Annotated in this window: 13 protein-coding genes; 8 read left to right on the top strand and 5 right to left on the bottom strand. The window is 72.7% G+C overall.

Annotated elements, in window-relative coordinates; translation table 11 throughout:
- Positions 1-194 precede the first annotated feature (194 nt).
- From ACIBK9_RS26895 to ACIBK9_RS26885, 3 genes are all read left to right on the top strand, one after another.
- Positions 195-1,415 carry a DMT family transporter gene (locus ACIBK9_RS26895; protein ID WP_397161754.1) on the top strand — a complete coding sequence of 407 codons (1,221 nt, stop codon included), beginning with the start codon at positions 195-197 and terminating at the stop codon, positions 1,413-1,415.
- Between the two features lie 196 nt (positions 1,416-1,611).
- Entirely contained in the window at positions 1,612-3,312 is a 1,701-nt protein-coding gene (locus ACIBK9_RS26890; protein WP_397161753.1) for a tetratricopeptide repeat protein, read from the top strand.
- Between the two features lie 18 nt (positions 3,313-3,330).
- The gene (locus ACIBK9_RS26885) at positions 3,331-3,783 is read left to right on the top strand and encodes a hypothetical protein (RefSeq protein ID WP_397161752.1); all 453 of its coding nucleotides are present in this window, start codon (positions 3,331-3,333) and stop codon (positions 3,781-3,783) included.
- A 29-nt stretch (positions 3,784-3,812) separates the two neighbouring features.
- Here ACIBK9_RS26885 and ACIBK9_RS26880 read toward each other — a convergent pair whose 3' ends face one another.
- The 4 genes from ACIBK9_RS26880 to ACIBK9_RS26865 form a co-directional block, all read right to left on the bottom strand.
- Positions 3,813-4,832, bottom strand: coding sequence for an ABC transporter ATP-binding protein (locus tag ACIBK9_RS26880; protein ID WP_397161751.1), 1,020 nt, complete (start codon positions 4,830-4,832; stop codon positions 3,813-3,815).
- Positions 4,829-5,494: an ABC transporter permease gene (locus ACIBK9_RS26875; RefSeq protein WP_397162085.1), complete on the bottom strand. Its 666-nt coding sequence runs from the start codon at positions 5,492-5,494 to the stop codon at positions 4,829-4,831. The genes ACIBK9_RS26880 and ACIBK9_RS26875 overlap by 4 nt, the downstream gene beginning before the upstream one ends.
- Before the next feature lie 155 nt (positions 5,495-5,649).
- The gene (locus ACIBK9_RS26870) at positions 5,650-6,051 is read right to left on the bottom strand and encodes an ABC transporter permease subunit (protein WP_397162084.1); all 402 of its coding nucleotides are present in this window, start codon (positions 6,049-6,051) and stop codon (positions 5,650-5,652) included.
- Positions 6,052-6,548: 497 nt separating this feature from the next.
- Complete coding sequence (locus ACIBK9_RS26865) at positions 6,549-7,634, bottom strand: extracellular solute-binding protein (RefSeq protein ID WP_364336283.1); 1,086 nt, start codon at positions 7,632-7,634, stop codon at positions 6,549-6,551.
- 230 nt (positions 7,635-7,864) lie between these two features.
- Here ACIBK9_RS26865 and ACIBK9_RS26860 point away from each other — a divergent pair, with 230 nt between their 5' ends.
- From ACIBK9_RS26860 to ACIBK9_RS26840, 5 genes are all read left to right on the top strand, one after another.
- The gene (locus tag ACIBK9_RS26860) at positions 7,865-9,322 is read left to right on the top strand and encodes an aldehyde dehydrogenase family protein (RefSeq protein ID WP_397161750.1); all 1,458 of its coding nucleotides are present in this window, start codon (positions 7,865-7,867) and stop codon (positions 9,320-9,322) included.
- Positions 9,307-10,203, top strand: a complete 897-nt coding sequence (locus ACIBK9_RS26855) for a CoA transferase subunit A (protein WP_397161749.1) — start codon at positions 9,307-9,309, stop codon at positions 10,201-10,203. The genes ACIBK9_RS26860 and ACIBK9_RS26855 overlap by 16 nt, the downstream gene beginning before the upstream one ends.
- Positions 10,200-10,979, top strand: coding sequence for a CoA-transferase subunit beta (locus ACIBK9_RS26850; RefSeq protein ID WP_397161748.1), 780 nt, complete (start codon positions 10,200-10,202; stop codon positions 10,977-10,979). The genes ACIBK9_RS26855 and ACIBK9_RS26850 overlap by 4 nt, the downstream gene beginning before the upstream one ends.
- A complete protein-coding gene (locus ACIBK9_RS26845; RefSeq protein ID WP_397161747.1) occupies positions 10,976-11,794 on the top strand; it encodes a citrate/2-methylcitrate synthase in 819 nt (272 codons plus the stop codon). The genes ACIBK9_RS26850 and ACIBK9_RS26845 overlap by 4 nt, the downstream gene beginning before the upstream one ends.
- A 161-nt stretch (positions 11,795-11,955) precedes the next feature.
- The gene (locus ACIBK9_RS26840; RefSeq protein ID WP_397161746.1) at positions 11,956-13,107 is read left to right on the top strand and encodes a pyridoxal phosphate-dependent aminotransferase; all 1,152 of its coding nucleotides are present in this window, start codon (positions 11,956-11,958) and stop codon (positions 13,105-13,107) included.
- Between the two features lie 7 nt (positions 13,108-13,114).
- Here the strand turns inward: ACIBK9_RS26840 and ACIBK9_RS26835 are convergent, their stop codons facing one another.
- Positions 13,115-14,860 (bottom strand): NmrA family NAD(P)-binding protein, encoded by a 1,746-nt coding sequence (locus ACIBK9_RS26835; RefSeq protein WP_397161745.1) that lies wholly within the window; start codon positions 14,858-14,860, stop codon positions 13,115-13,117.
- Positions 14,861-14,930: the final 70 nt, after the last annotated feature.

The raw sequence follows: 14,930 nt of genomic DNA, 5'->3' as shown, positions 1-14,930 counted from the left end.
ACCGGGCAGTAACCGCAGGAAAGAGCTGTTTTCGCCGCCGCCGGTATGGATGTTTCGGGCCTGGAGTGAGGGTCTTAACTCCGAGTGGAACAGTAACCTCACCGGCTTCGCCGCGTGCTCTGGCGAATGCATTTAGTAGTGGCATGCTCTGCTCCATGGCAGGCATGCCCGCTCCCCGACCCCTCCTGGGAGCCGTGCTTCTGTTGTTCGTCAGCGCCGCTTGGGGGTCGGCGTTCCCGCTGATGAAGGATCTCATTCTCCGGTTACCGGTCGAGGATCTGCTCGCCGAGCGGTATCTCATCGCCGCGGTGACGCTGCTCGTCATCCGGCCGGGCTCGCTGCGGGGGCTGTCGCGCCGGACGTGGGTCAACGGGCTCGTGCTGGGGCTGCTGTTCGGCGTCGGGCAGACCGCCCAGGCGCTGGCGCTGCACAGCCTGCCCTCGGCGGTGTCGGGGTTCGCCGTCGGGTGCAGCGTGGTGATCACTCCGGTCCTGGCCCTGGTGATGTTCAGGAGCCGGGCGCCGCGGCGGGTGTGGGCCGGGGTGGTGCTCGCCATGGCGGGGATGACCGTGTTCACGCTGCTGCGCGGGATCGAGGACCACGAGGTCTCGCTGCTCGCGCTCGGCGTCACGCTCACGGCCGCGGCGCTCTACTCGGCCCACACGCTCATGCTCGCCGAGCTGTCCAAGAAGGGCGAACGCTTCCACGCGTACGCGCTGACCACGATCCAGCTGTTCACGATCGGCATCCTCACCGGGGGCTTCGCGCTGCGCGGCGGGATCACGCTGCCGTCCAGCCTGCCCGACTGGGCGATCCTGGCGCACCTGGCCGTGGTGTCGTGCGCGCTGGGGTTCCTGGCCCGCTCGTACGGGCAGAAACATGTGCCGGCCGTGCCCAGCGCGATCATGATGTCCTCGCAGCCCCTCTGGGTGGCCGCCATCGCGGTGATCTGGTTCCACGAGCAGGTGGGCTGGAGCATGGTGATGGGCGGCGGGCTGATGGCCGCGGCGATGCTGCTGGCCCTGCCCGAACGGGCGGCCGGGGGAAAGGAGAGCCGGCCGGGCAGGCGCGACCTGCTGGAGGTCTCCCGCCGTGCCGCGCTGGTGCTGGCCGACCTGCGGATCAAGCGTGAGGACCGGCTGCGGTTCGAGCCGGGGCCGGCGCCGTTCATCGCCAAGAGCGCGTGCAAGGACGTCGAGGCGTGCCCGTGGAACGCCCACGCGCTCAAGGGCGGCGGTGAGCCGAGCCTGGAGCGGCTGATCGAGCGGGCGACCGCGATCGTGCGCGCCAAGAAACTGCCCGGGCCGGGCTGCTGCCAGTCCGTCACGCTGGTCGGTCGGTGCCTGTGCACGTTGATGGAGGAATCGGAACAGGCGCGGGTCGCGGCGGTCGATCATTGGTTTCGGTCTCAATAGGCTGCGGGACGCACCCAAATGCCAGGTGCTTCTTATTCGTTAAACCGCCACTTATTCACCATAAATCTTGATATCCGGTTGGGTGTCCGAATAATGGATAGTCACACCCATCGGAGAGGCACGTCATGAAGCGCATCGTCGTCCGTAAGCCAGGCACCGCGAGGCTCGCAGGGACCGCAGGCGTCATTCACAAGGGGTGACCGAGGACAGGTCCCACCTCAGCGTCCAGGGCGGCCCACCCGCCCGATGGGGGGCCGTGCGGCTGCTGATGCCGGTCATCGACGCGCATCGCCGGCCGCGCGGCCCCTACACCGTGGGCGCCGCGCTGCTGCGGCGCCTGGTGCCGGACGCACCGCGCGAGCTGGTCGCGGCGCACGACATCGAGATCCGGGCGGTCGCGCCCGAGCTGGCCGGGCAGGTGCCCGTCCGGCGGACGACCATCGACGCCGGGCTGCCGGACGAGGAGCGCATCCTGGTGCCGGCGCCGCGCCGTACGCTGAGGCTGGCCAACGGGATCGCCGAGTTCGTCGGCGCAGCCGTGCGGCCGGGCGCGAGGCTCGCGGTGTGCAACGGCGCGCACGCCGACCCCACCGACACCGAGCTTCTCGACGTCCTGACCCGGCGGGTCCCGGCCGGCACGCTGGCCGTCACGGTCTACGCCGAGGGCCCCGAGCCGCCTGCCGACGAGCGCGGCGCCGACGAGCTGTGGGCCCTGGTGGACCGCTGCATGCGCGAGGGCTTCCTGCACGCCGCGGCCGAGCTGGGGCAGCTCGGCCTGGCCCGGACTGAACCGGGGGAGCCTGCGTGGTGGCGCTTCGCCCAGCGCACCGCCACCGCGCTCGGCGGGCTCGGCCGCGTCCAGGAGGCGCGGGAGCTGTGGGACCGGGCCCGCGCGGCCAGCCAGGACCCGGTCGTGCACGCCGCCGCCGCGTACGGGACGGCCATGCTCGACGCCCGCCACCCCGACCCGGCGCAGCGCGACCTGGGCCGGGCCCGCCGCTGGCTCAACGAGGCCATCGCCATCTCCGGGCTGCTGCCCGACCCCCTGGAACGGGCCTTCAAACTCGGCTTCGACCGCAACGGCCTGGCCCTGGTCGAGCTGCGGCACGGACGGCTGGAAGCCGCGCTGTCGCTGGTGGAGTCGGCCGTCGAGCTGGCCGGCGAGCTGGGCGACCGGCACCCGCTGCACCGGATGGTGCTGCTGACCAACCGCGCCCAGCTGCTCGGCGCGCTCGGCCACACCAAGGAGGCCCTGGAGGACTACACCGCCGCCATCTCCCTCGACCCCGGCTTCCCCGACACCTACCTGGAACGCGGCAACCTGCTGTTCCGCCTGGGGCGGCCGGAGGAGGCGCTGGCCGACTACGAACGGGCCATGGAGGCCGGGCCGCCGCTGCCCGAGGCGTACTACAACCGGGCGGAGCTGCGTACCGTGCGGGGCGACGTGGAGGGGGCGCTCGCCGACCTCGGCACGGTGATCGAGCTGGACCCCGGCTACCTGGACGCCTACGTCAACCGCGCCGGGCTGCTGGCGGCGGCGGAGCGGGACGAGGAGGCCAGGGCCGACGTCACGGCCGGGCTCGCCCGCGCGCCGGAGAACCCGCACCTGCTCACCGTGCTCGGCCAGCTGGAGACGGCGGCGGGCCGCTTCGACGAGGCCGCGGCGGCCCTCGACCTGGCCCTGGAGCACGCCCCCGAGCTGGCCGCCGCCTGGGGCAACCGGGGCGTGCTGCGTTACGCCACGGGCGACGCCGAAGGCGCGCTCGCCGACCTGACCCGGGCCGTCGAGCTGGACCGGCAGCCCGACCTGTACGCCAACCGCGCCGTCGCCCTGCGCGCCCTGGGCAGGACCGCCGAGGCGGAGGCCGACGAGCTCCGCGCGGTCGCCTCCTCCTGACAGTGGGACGATTAATGCATGACGGGGCGTATTGGGCGAGCCGCGGGGGTGTGCGGGGCACTGGGGGTCTTGTGGTGGGCCACCGCCCGGCTGGCGTGGGCGGGTGTCGGCTGCGCCGACTGGGACTGCCTGGCCCCGGCCCTCGGCACGCTCCTGGCGATCAGCCTGGTCATGCTCGCCGGAGCCGCGTACGTGCTGGAGCGCGTGGACGTGCGGCCCGCGCGGGGCGCCGCCCTGGTGGCCGCCGGGGCGGCGGTGGCGTTCTGGGCGGCCGGGAAGCTGCTGCCGTCGATGCCGTACACCGCCGCGCAGGCCGTGGGCGCCGCGGTCGTGTTCGCCGGGGCGGGGGCCGTCGCGGCGTTCGTGACCGGGCCGGGGCTCGCGTTGCGGTGGCGGGTGCTGATCGCGCTGGCGCTGGCCGGCGTGCCGTGCGGGGTGTTCGCCGTGCTCTGGTTCGGGCTCGGCGGCTGACGCCCCGGGACCGGCGGCCCCGGGCCGGGTCAGGCGGGGAACACCTGGACGTGGTCGGCGGCGACCCGCAGGCGCACCTCGTCTCCTGGCGACAGGCCGGCGGCGGCCCTGGACGGCACGTCGGCGAAGATCACCGAGGGGCCCGCCTGGGCGTACACGCGGGTGGTGGCGCCGAGGAACACCGTCACGTCGACGACCGCCCGCGCGCCGGGGCCGTCCGCGGCCAGCTCGACGTCCTCGGGGCGGAACATGCACAGGACGCGCGGCGCGGGCGCCTTGACGTCGAACGCGCCGCCCGCGGTGACCCGGCCGCCGACCGCGTCGAGTTCGAGGGTGTTGCGGTTGCCGACGAAGCCGGCGGCGAAGCGGGTGGAGGGCGAGGTGTAGATCTCCGCGGGCGGCCCGCACTGCTCGATGTCGCCGGCGTTCATCACCGCGACCCGGTCGGAGATGGCCAGGGCCTCGGCCTGGTCGTGGGTGACGAAGACGGTGGTGATGCCGACCTGGTGCTGGATGCGGCGCACCTCGTCGCGCAGGCGGTGGCGTACCTGGGCGTCCAGGGCGGACAGGGGCTCGTCCAGCAGCAGCACCTCGGGGCGGGGGGAGAGCGCGCGGGCCAGCGCGACGCGCTGCTGCTGGCCGCCGGAGAGCTGGTTCGGCAGGCGGTCGGCGAGGTGGTCGAGGCCGACGAGGTCGAGCATCTCGGCCACGCGGTCCCTGACCTCCTCCTTCGGCCGCTTCCTGACGGTCAGCGGGAAGGCGACGTTGCCGCCCACGGTGAGGTTCGGGAACAGCGCGTAGGACTGGAAGACCATGCCGATGGGCCGCTTGCGCACCGGCACGCCGGCCATGTCGGCTCCGCCGATCGTCAGCCGCCCGCCGTCGAACCCGGTCAGGCCCGCGATGCAGCGCAGCAGCGTGGTCTTGCCGCAGCCCGACGGGCCGAGCAGGGCCAGCAGCTCACCCTGCTCGACGCTGACGCTCACGCCGTTCAGCGCGGTGTGCCCGGCGTAGCGCTTGGTGATGCGGTCGAGTACGACGTGGCTCATGGAGTGGTGCCCTTCTGGACCGGAGCGGTGGCCATGGACGCGCTCACCCGGCCGCGGCCGAGCCAGACGACCAGCGCGGACAGCGCGAACAGCAGGCCGAAGGTGAAGATGGTGACGACGGCCAGCGCGTTGGGGTCGCCGAGCGTCCGGGAGACGAACTGCCTGGCCGACCAGAGCGGCAGCGTCTCGTAGCTGACGCCGGTGAGGATCTTGGCGAGCGCGAACTCGTTCATGGCGGTCGCGATGACCAGCAGCGCGCCGGAGACGACGCCGCCGCGGATCGCCGGCAGGATCACGCCGACCAGCGTGCGGGCGGGCCCGGCGCCGCACGTGGCGGCGGCCTCGCTGAGCTGGACGGCCCCCGCCGCCAGCAGCGAGCTCTCCACCGCCCGGTACATGAACGGGAACGCGATCGCCGCGGTGGCCGCGGCCAGCAGCCAGAACGTGCCGAACAGCTCGGGCGCGACCGACTTGGTGACGAGCTGGAGCCCCGCCCCGACGACCACCCACGGGACGGCGAACGGGATCACCGCGATCGTCTGGACGATCGACCCGATGCGCGGGTTGTGCACGACCGACCAGTACGCGGCCGGCACCACCAGCACGATCTCGATCACCACGACGACCGCCGAGAGCACGAGCGAGCGGCCGAGCGCGGCCATGACGTCCGGCTCGGCGAACACGCCGGCCCAGTGGGCCAGGGTGTAGCCGTCGGGCAGCGGGGTGTCGGTCCAGCGGGTGGCCACCGAGTACAGCAGGGCGGCCAGCAGCGGCAGCCCGAAGTAGACCGCCAGCAGGCCGAGGAAGACGCGCCGTCTCACAGCCACCTCGCAGCGCGCCTGAGCGAGAGCCGGTAGAGCAGCGTCGCCCCGATGGCCAGGATCATCAGCAGCACCGACAGCACGGCGGCCCGGCCGAGGCCGAACACCGAGGACTCCAGCGTGCTGCCGATCTGCAGGGTGATGAGCTTGGTCGCGCTGGGGGAGGAGCCGATGGCGTACGCGACGGCGTAGACGCCGATCGTCCAGGTGAAGACCAGCAGCCAGCCCGCGATGACGAACGGCGCGAGCACCGGCAGGCCGACGTACCGCCAGAACTGCCACCGGGTGGCGTGGCAGACCGCGGCGGCCTCCTGCCAGTCGTCCTTGAGCACGCTGAGCGCGGGCAGCGTGAGCAGCACGAACATCGGGACGTTGAAGTACAGGTAGACGACGTTCATGCCGTTGAAGGAGCCGAGCGAGGGGAACGGGTTGTCCTCGATCCCGAACAGGCCCTTGAGCACGAGCGTCAGCATGCCGGTCGAGCCGATCAGCGCGACGAAGCCGAACGCCAGGCCGATGCCGGCGAAGTTCGAGGCGACGTTCATCAGCGACAGCCAGAAGGCCCGGCCGCCGAGGCGCATCCGGGTGATCAGCCAGGCGGCGGGCGCGCCGAGCGCGGTGGCCAGGGTGGCCTGGGTCAGGCCGAGCGCGAGCGAGCCGCCGATCGCCTGGCGGTCCACCGGGTTCCGCGCCACCTTGACGATGTGGTCGAAGCCGTAGCCGCCGTCCGGCAGGGCGAAGGTGTCGTGCAGCAGCCGCAGCGCCGGCAGCACCAGCGTGGCCAGCGTGAACAGCAGCAGCGGCAGGGCCGGGCCCCAGGCGGTGAACAGCCTGCCCGGGGCCCTGCGGCGCGCGGCGGCCGGGGGAGCCGCCACGGACTCCGTGATGTGGGACGTCACGCGAGGACCTTCGCCTCCCAGTCGGCGACGATCTGCTCGGGATTGACCTTCGTGATCTCGATCTCCTTGACCGGCGCGTACGACTCCTCGGGCAGCCAGTTGGCCTTGGCGTCGGCCGGGAGCTGCAGGTCGCCGTTGAGCGCGCGGACCGGCCGGGCGCCGAACTTGGCGAACAGCGTCTGGGCCTCGTCGGAGAGCACGTAGTCGAGCAGGCCCTTGAGGAAGTCGCCCTTGGCCGTGTTGTACTTGTTGATCATCATTCCGGACGGCGACCAGACCGAGCCGTCGGAGGGGATGATCACCTCCACGTTGACGTTCTTGGCCTTCAGCGCGGCCTTCTGGGCCAGGCCGTTGAAGTCGTAGTTGATCTGGATCGGGGCCTCGCCCTTCTCCAGGGTCTCCTCGCTCATCTTGACGTCGCTGAGGTTGCCGGCGTCCTTGAGCTTCTTGAAGTAGGTGTAGGCGGGGGTCAGGTCGTCCACCGAGCCGCCGCCCGCGACCGCGGCGGCGACGACCATGGCCTGGCCGGTGCCGGAGGAGGCCGGGTTCTTGATGGCGATCTGGCCCTTGTACTCGGGCTTGAGCAGGTCCTGCCAGCTCTTGGGCGGGTTGCTCACCTTGTCGGTGTTGACGACGAACGCGGGCGCGCCGACGAACGTGGCGACCCAGCCGCCCTTGCCCTTCTGCCAGTCCTTCAGCTTGGCCGCCGACGGCGGCAGGTACGCCGGCACCACGCCCTTGGCCTCGGCCACCGGCCCCCACATGAGGCCGATGTCGCTGGCCGTGCCGATCGGGTTGTCCTTCTCGGCGTCGAACTTGACGATCTCCTCCGAGGAGGACATGTCGGTGTCCTTGTGGGCGCAGGTGCCCTGGTACTTGGCGCAGAACGTCTTGACGACCTCGCCGTAGTTGGCCCAGTCGGGGGCCAGGCCGTAGGTCGGCAGGTCCTTGCCCTGGGCGGCGATCTTGCCGGTGTCCGGGGCGGCGGACCAGTCGTATTCACCGGCGCCGGCCGAACTGCCGCACGCGGTGAGGGCGAAAAGGGATGAGGCGGCAATTACCGCCCATGTGCGATGCTTCATATGGACCCTCGGTTAATTCCGGGTGAATTCAACAAGTGCCGTGAGCAGGTCTTTTCCCCGGCATGTCTAGTGCAGCGGAACGGTCCGGCCAATGCGTGATTTGCCTATCGCCGCTATAGGCGGAGGCATATAACGGCTGCCTATCGGGGGCATCGGTCTAATCCCCCTTGTCCGGAACATCCCAGGCCGTGAGGCTTTGCGGTATCAGAAGTTGACCGGAAAGGAACCCGATGGCGACGATCCCGAGTCGCTACCTGCTCAACCACATCGGCGGCGAATGGCGTGCCCCCGAGAGCGGGCAGACCCGGCCGAACATCAACCCCGGCGACCTCTCCGACCACATCGGGGACTTCGCCGAGTCCGGTGGCGCGGACGTCGAGCTGGCCGTGGAGGCCGCCGCGGCGGCGATGCCGGAGTGGAAGGGACTCGGGCCGATCAAGCGCGCCGAGTACCTGCGCGCCGCCGAGCGCCTGATCGAGGAGCGGGCCGAGGACTTCGCCCAGGCGATCACGCGTGAGCAGGGCAAGCTCATCAAGGAGGCGCGCGGCGAGGTCAGGCGGGCCCTGGCCATCCTCGACTTCACCGCGGGCGAGGGGCGCAGGCTGAAGGGCGAGACGCTGCCCGCCGAGGAGCCGCGCACGTTCTCCTACACCTTCCGCGCGCCCATCGGCGTGGTCGGCCTGGTGACGCCGTGGAACTTCCCGCTCGCCATCCCCATGTGGAAGGTCGCCCCGGCGCTGCTGGCCGGGTGCGGGGCGGTGCTCAAGCCGTCGCCGTTCACGCCGCTGACCTCCGCGCTGCTGGTGGAGGCGTTCGTGGACGCGGGCGTCCCGGCCGGGGTGCTCAACCTCGTGCAGGGCGACATCGCGGCGGGCGAGGCACTGGTGACGCACCCGCGCGTGGCCGGGATCAGCTTCACCGGCTCGCTGCCCGTGGGCCTGGCCATCCACCAGGCCGGCGCGCCGCGGCTGCTGCGCACCCAGCTCGAACTGGGCGGCAAGAACGCGGTCCTGGTGCTCGCGGACGCCGACCTGGACAAGGCGGTCAAGGCCACCGTGTTCGGCGCGTTCGGGCAGTCGGGGCAGCGGTGCAGCGCCACCTCCCGGGTGATCGTCGACCGGGCCGTCAAGGAGGAGTTCCTGTCGCGGCTGGTCGCCGAGGTGGCCCGGCTCAAGGTGGGGCCGGGCCTGTCGGAGGAGGCCACGATCGGCCCGGTCGTGAACGAGACCCGCATGCGCGCCTGCCTGGACGCGGTCAAGGCCGCGCAGGAGGCGGGGGCCAAGATCGCCGTCGGCGGCGAGCGGCACACCGACGGCGTGCCCGAGGGCTGCTACGTGCAGCCGACCGTGCTGCGCGACGTGCCCTGGGACAGCGAGATCGCCCAGGAGGAGATCTTCGGCCCGGTGTTGTCCGTGGTGGACTGCGACGGCTTCGACGACGCCATGCGCATCTCCAACTCGGTCAAGTACGGCATGAGCGGCACGATCTTCACCCAGGACCCGGCGACCATCTTCGAGGCCCTGGACCGCTTCGAGGCGGGCATGCTGCACGTCAACCGGCCCGGCGTCGGCGCGTACGCGCACCTGCCGCACATGGGCGCCAAGCTCTCGCAGTTCGGCCCGCCCGAGTGCTCGCCGCAGGTCTGGGACTTCTACACCGAGTGGCGGTCGGCGTGCATAAGTTACTGACGGCCGCCGAGGCCGTCGCCCGGCACGTCCCCGCCGGGGCCGTTGTCGGGATGGGCGGCCAGAACATCAACCGGTGCCCGATGGCGCTGGTGCACGAGGTGATCAGGCAGGGGATCGGCGGGCTGACCGTGGTCGGCTGCAACCTGTCGCTGCCGCTCGACATGCTGGTGGCCGCGGGCCTGGTGGCCCGCACCGAGCAGGGCACCGGCAACCTGGAACGTTACGGCACGCTGTTCGCCTGGCGCCGGGCCGTCGAGCGCGGCGAGGTCGGTGTCGGCGACCACTCGCACCTGGCGATGGCCACCCGCTTCGCGGCCGGGGCCGTCGGGGTGCCCTTCCTGCCGACGCGCAGCCTGCTCGGCACCGACCTGCTGGCCGACCTGGTCTCGGACGGGGTGGCGGTGGAGTCGGCCGATCCGTGGACGGGGCAGCCGGTCGTGCTGCTGCGGGCGATGACGCCGGACGTGGCCATCGTCCACGCGAACCGCGCCGACCTGGCCGGGAACGTCGTGATCGAGGGGGTCACCTCCCACGAGGTGGACATGGTCAGGGCCGCCCGCGCCACGATCGTGTCGGCCGAGGAGGTGCTGCCCGCCGGGGCGTTCGCCGACCGGCCCGAGCGGGTCACCATCCCGGAGGCGTACGTGACGGCGGTCGTCCACCAGCCCTTCGGCGCCTTCCCGACCTCCGTCTACCGCGCGTACGACTTCGCCGAGCCGGAGATCAAGGAGTACCAGGCGCTGGGCCGGGCCGGGGACGACGAACTGCGCGAGTGGATCGGGGCCAACCTGGGCGCGTCCTTCGACGACCACCTCAGGGCCCGCGACCCGGCGGGCACGCTCAGAGCCGGGCTGACCGAGCAGATGGGGAGGCTGGTGTGAGCGCGGAGCGGACCGCCCTGCCGAGGGAACTGCTGGTCGTCGAGGGCGCCCGGCAGATCCGCGACGGCGACCTGGTGATCGTCGGCACCGGCCTGCCGCTGCTGGCCGCCACGCTCGCCCAGCGCACCCACGCGCCGGAGGCCAAGCTCGTCATCGAGTCGGGGGTGATGTTCCCGAAGGTCGTGCCGACGCCGGTGTCGGTGGTCGATCCGCGGCTGATGCGCGGCGCCGCGCGGCACGGGTCGCTGTTCGAGGCGCTGGGCGGGCTGGTGCAGCGCGGGCTGGTCCGTACGGGGTTCCTCGGCGGGGCCCAGGTGGACGAGTACGCCAACATCAACTCCACCTGGGTCCCCAGACCGGACGGCTCGCGGGTGCGGCTGCCCGGCAGCGGCGGCGCCAACGACATCGCCAGCCACTGCCGGCAGGTGGTGATCCTGACCGACCACGAGAAGCGGCGCTTCCCCGCCCGCTGTGACTACGTCACCAGCCCGGGGTTCCTGGGCGGGCCGGGGGAGCGGGCCAAGGCCGGGCTCGGGCCGTTGCGCGTCAAGGTCGTCACCGACCTGTGCGTGATGGAGGCCGAGGACTCGGCGCTGACCGTGACGGCGCTCATGCCGGGGGCGAGCGTCACGGACGTACTGGACAACACCGGCTTTACCCCGAAATTTCGGGATTCGTTGGAAATTGTGGTGCCGCCGGACCCCGAGGACCTCCGCCTGCTGCGCGAGGAGATCGACCCGGCGTGCGTGTACTTCCCTGAAAGGAAAGCCCGTTGACCGACAAGAAGCCGTTCGCCTGGGAGACGGCGATCGCCTGGAAGAACAAGGACCGGATCGTCGTACGCGGGTACGACGTGAACGAGCTGACCGGCAACATCTCCTTCGCCGAGCACTTCCACCTGGTGCTGCGCGGCGAGCTGCCGACCCCCGAGGTGGGCCGGATGACCGAGGCGATCCTGGTGAACATGGCCGAGCACGCCATGTCGCCCTCCTCGGCCACCGTGCGCTTCGCCACCTCCGGCGGCGCCGAGCTGAACGCGGCCGTCGCGGCGGGCGTCGCCGGCATCGGCCGCCTGCACGGCACCGCCGACCGGCCCGCCGAGATGTTCCTCGCGGTCGGTGAGCGGGCCGAGCGCGACGGGCTGAGCGACGAGGAGGCCGCCGCCAAGGTCGTGGCCGAGATGCGCGAACGCCGCGAGCGCATGCCCGGGTTCCACCACGCCCAGCACATCCGCGACCCGCGCACCGCCCGCCTGCTGGAGCTCTCGGACGAGCTGGGCGTCACCGGCCGGTACGTCCGCATCGCCCGCGCGATGGAGGACGCCACCGAGGGCGTCTTCGGCCGCCGCATCTGGCTCAACGGCCCCGGTTCGATGGGCTGCGTCGGACTCGACATGGGGTACGAGCCGCTCCAGCTCAAGGCCATGTTCATCGTGTGCCGGTCGTTGTCGCTGTGCGCGCACTCGATCGAGGAGATGACCAGGGAGAAGGGCTGGCGGGCCTCCGCCAACTCCGACATGGTCCAGCCGCTGGACCTGTCGATGCAGGGGCCGGACCACTACGACGGCCCGGCCGACCGCACCCTGACCTGACCCGACCGACCGCACCCTGACCTGACCCGGCCTGGGCCGCCACTGGCCGACCGGGTCGGCGACGGCGCATCCGTGCCGCCCCTTGACACCCGCGTCCCCACTGGAGGAGCGTGGGTGCCCCAAGGTGTTCCATATACGGAACGATGCATGGAGGTGCGGTCATGCGGCCCAATTCCCGGTTCGCGCAGGTGCAGCCGTTCGACATCGACAAGGTGGCCGCGGCCGCCGGGGCGGACGCCGACGTCCTGCGCCTGGAGAACCTCGACACCGACGTCCCGCCGCCGCCGTCCGCCGTGGCCGCGACCAGGCGGTCACTGGAGGAGGGGACGGGCAACAGCTGGCTGCCGTTCACCGGGCTGCCGGTGTTGTGCCAGGCGGTCGCCGCCGAGCTGCGGGCGCGTACCGGGCTCGACTACGACCCCCTGCGGCAGGTGTGCATCACCTCCGGCGGGACGTCGGCGGTGATGCCCGTGCTGCTGGCCACGACCGAGCCGGGCGAGCCCGTGCTGCTCACCGACCCCACCTACGCCGGCCTGCTGCAGCGGGTGCGGCTGTCGGGCGCGCGTCCGCACCTGGTGCCGCTGCTGGTGCAGGACGGGCGCTGGCGGCTGGACCGCGAGGCGCTCGCCCGGGTGCCCGCCGCGGCGGCGCTGCTGCTGATGAGCCCGTCGATGCCGTCGGGCGTGGTCTTCGACCGGGAGGACTGGCAGGCGGTCGCGCGGGTGTGCGAGCGCACGGGCGCGTACCTGATCTACGACGCCGCCATGGAGCGCATCGTCTTCGACGGCCACCCGCGGATCAACCCCTGCCAGGTGGACGGCCTGGCCGAGCGCACGATCATCATCGGGTCGATGTCCAAGGAGTACCGGATGATCGGCTGGCGGATCGGCTGGGTCGCCGGCCCGGCCGACATCATGTCCCGGATCATGGTCGCGACCATCTACAACACCACCGTGGCCAGCGGATACCACCAGTACGGCGCCGCCGCCGCGCTCACCGACCCGGCGGGCGCGGGGGTGGCGGAGGCGGCGGCCGAGTACCAGGCCCGCCACGACACCGTGCTCGCCCAGCTCGACGGGCTGCCGGTGGTCCGGGCCGGCGGCGGCTGGTCCGTCCTGGTGGACGCCGAAGCCATGGGGCTGACCGCCGAGGACCTGTCGGCCCGCCTGCTGGACCGCGGACGCGTGGCGGCCACCCCCATGACGGCCTGGGGCGAGAGCGTGGCCCCCCGGTACGTCCGCCTCGTCTACAGCGCCGAGCCGGTCGGCCGCCTGGCGGAGCTGCGGGCCCGCTTCGAGGCGGCGCTGTCCTGACCCGGGGTCAGCGGGGAAGCCGGTCGCGCAGGAAGGACTCGAACGTGCGCAGGCCGGGGTGGCGGGCGCGGAGCGCGGCGATGTCGGCCTGGTAGCCGCTCTCCAGGAACCACTCGTACATGCGCTCCCCGCCGGGCGCGGTCTGCTCGAACCGGGTGGGCGTGCCGGTGACCCGCTGGTAGACCTCGGCGATCTCGGCGCCGGTGAGCTCCTCGCTCGCGATCTCCAGCGCCCGGCCCGCGTACTCCGCCGGACGCTCGAACGCCTCCGCCGCGAAGTGGGCGATGTCCTCGGGCGCGACGAGCTGCATGCGCCGGAACGGCAGCGCGATGACCCGCTCGTCCCCGGCGGGCTCGGCGTAGTACAGCAGGTTCGTCATGAAGAACGCCGGGCGCAGCACCGTCGCCCGCAGGCCCAGCCCGGCGACGTGCCGCTCGATCGCCCACTTGCTCGCGAAGTGCTCGATGCCGGTGTCGCGCTCGGCGCCGCCGACCGAGCTGTAGACCAGGTGCGCCAGGCCCAGCCCGGCGGCCAGGTCGGCGACCGCGACGCCCTGGCGCACCTCGCGGGCCAGCTCCTCCTCCGTCACGGCCAGGGCCTGCACGCTGAACACGCCGTGCACGCCGGTCATGGCCGTCCGGAGCGAGGCGGGGTCGTCCAGGTCGCCCTTGGCCAGGGTGGCGCCGAGCGCGGCCAGGGCCTGGGCGGCGTCCGAGGCGGGGTCCCTGACCAGGGCGCGGACCGTCCAGCCGCGGGCCAGCAGGGTCCGGGCCACCGCGCCGCCCTGGTTGCCGGTGGCGCCGGTGACCAGGACCGTCCTGGCCCGCGCGGGCAGCAGCAGGGTCTTCCCGGTGACCGCGCGGGCCTCGACGGCGGCGTGCGCCTCGGCCGCCGACTCCAGGGGGAGCACGTTGCCGACCGTGGGACTCAGGCGGCCGGCCGCAGCCAGCTCCAGGGCCTCGCGGGCCAGCTCGCGCGGGTCGGCCGCGGGCCAGGCAACGGCGGTCACCCGGGGCTCGGGGGTGGTCATGGGGCCGCCGGCCATGCCGTACGCGCTGAGCCGGCCGCCGTCCTTCAGCAGGTCCTGCGCCTGGGCGCCGATGTCGCCGCCCACGCCGTCGAAGACGACGTCCAGGCCGCCGGTCGCGGCGCGCACCTCCTCGGCCCAGCCCGGGGCGGTGTAGTCGACCGTCAGCTCGGCGCCGAGGCGCGCGGCCAGGTCGCGCTTGGCGGCGCTGCCGGCCGCGCCGACCACCCGCGCCTCCGCGGCGCGGGCGAGCTGCACCAGCAGGCTGCCCACCCCGCCGCCGGCCGCCTCCACCAGCACCCACTCGCCGGGCCGCGGCGCGGCGGCGCGGACCAGCCCCACGGCGGTGCGCCCGTCGGCCAGCAACGCCACGGCCTCGCGCGGCGACAGCCCGGCGGGCACCGGGATCAGGTCCTCGGCGGCGGCCACCGCCAGCTCGGCGTAGCCGCCGTACCCGCCGAGCGTGGTGACCACCAGGGAGCCGGTCAGCGCCGCGGGCACGCCCTCGCCCACCGCCAGGACGGTGCCTGCCACCCCGTTGCCCAGGACTGCGGGCAGCTCGGCTGTGCGCGGCCCGCGTCCGGCGCGCACCTGCGTCTCGACGAACGTGACGCCCGCGACGGCCACCTCGACCAGCACCTGACCCGGCCCCGGGACGGGGTCGGGCACCTCCTCCACCACGAGCGATCCCGGGCCGCCGAGCTCCCGCAACACCACCGCACGCATGACAGACCTCCTCAATCGGAGCGATCCGCTCCGGAAAGAACCGTATATCGGAGCGCAACGCTCCGCAATA

The sequence above is a fragment of the Nonomuraea sp. NPDC050227 genome (genome assembly GCF_044459705.1).
GTDB lineage: Bacteria > Actinomycetota > Actinomycetes > Streptosporangiales > Streptosporangiaceae > Nonomuraea.
Note: the sequence above shows the minus strand (reverse complement) of the source record. Positions and strands in the feature narration are given on the sequence as shown.

Coding starts and splice junctions, on each gene's coding strand:
- ACIBK9_RS26840 (WP_397161746.1), top strand. CDS start 11,956: ATGCGGCCCAATTCCCGGTTCGCGCAGGTGCAGCCGTTCGACATCGAC.
- ACIBK9_RS26885 (WP_397161752.1), top strand. CDS start 3,331: ATGACGGGGCGTATTGGGCGAGCCGCGGGGGTGTGCGGGGCACTGGGG.
- ACIBK9_RS26865 (WP_364336283.1), bottom strand. CDS start 7,634: ATGAAGCATCGCACATGGGCGGTAATTGCCGCCTCATCCCTTTTCGCC.
- ACIBK9_RS26860 (WP_397161750.1), top strand. CDS start 7,865: ATGGCGACGATCCCGAGTCGCTACCTGCTCAACCACATCGGCGGCGAA.
- ACIBK9_RS26870 (WP_397162084.1), bottom strand. CDS start 6,051: ATGAACGTCGTCTACCTGTACTTCAACGTCCCGATGTTCGTGCTGCTC.
- ACIBK9_RS26875 (WP_397162085.1), bottom strand. CDS start 5,494: ATGGCCGCGCTCGGCCGCTCGCTCGTGCTCTCGGCGGTCGTCGTGGTG.
- ACIBK9_RS26880 (WP_397161751.1), bottom strand. CDS start 4,832: ATGAGCCACGTCGTACTCGACCGCATCACCAAGCGCTACGCCGGGCAC.
- ACIBK9_RS26835 (WP_397161745.1), bottom strand. CDS start 14,860: ATGCGTGCGGTGGTGTTGCGGGAGCTCGGCGGCCCGGGATCGCTCGTG.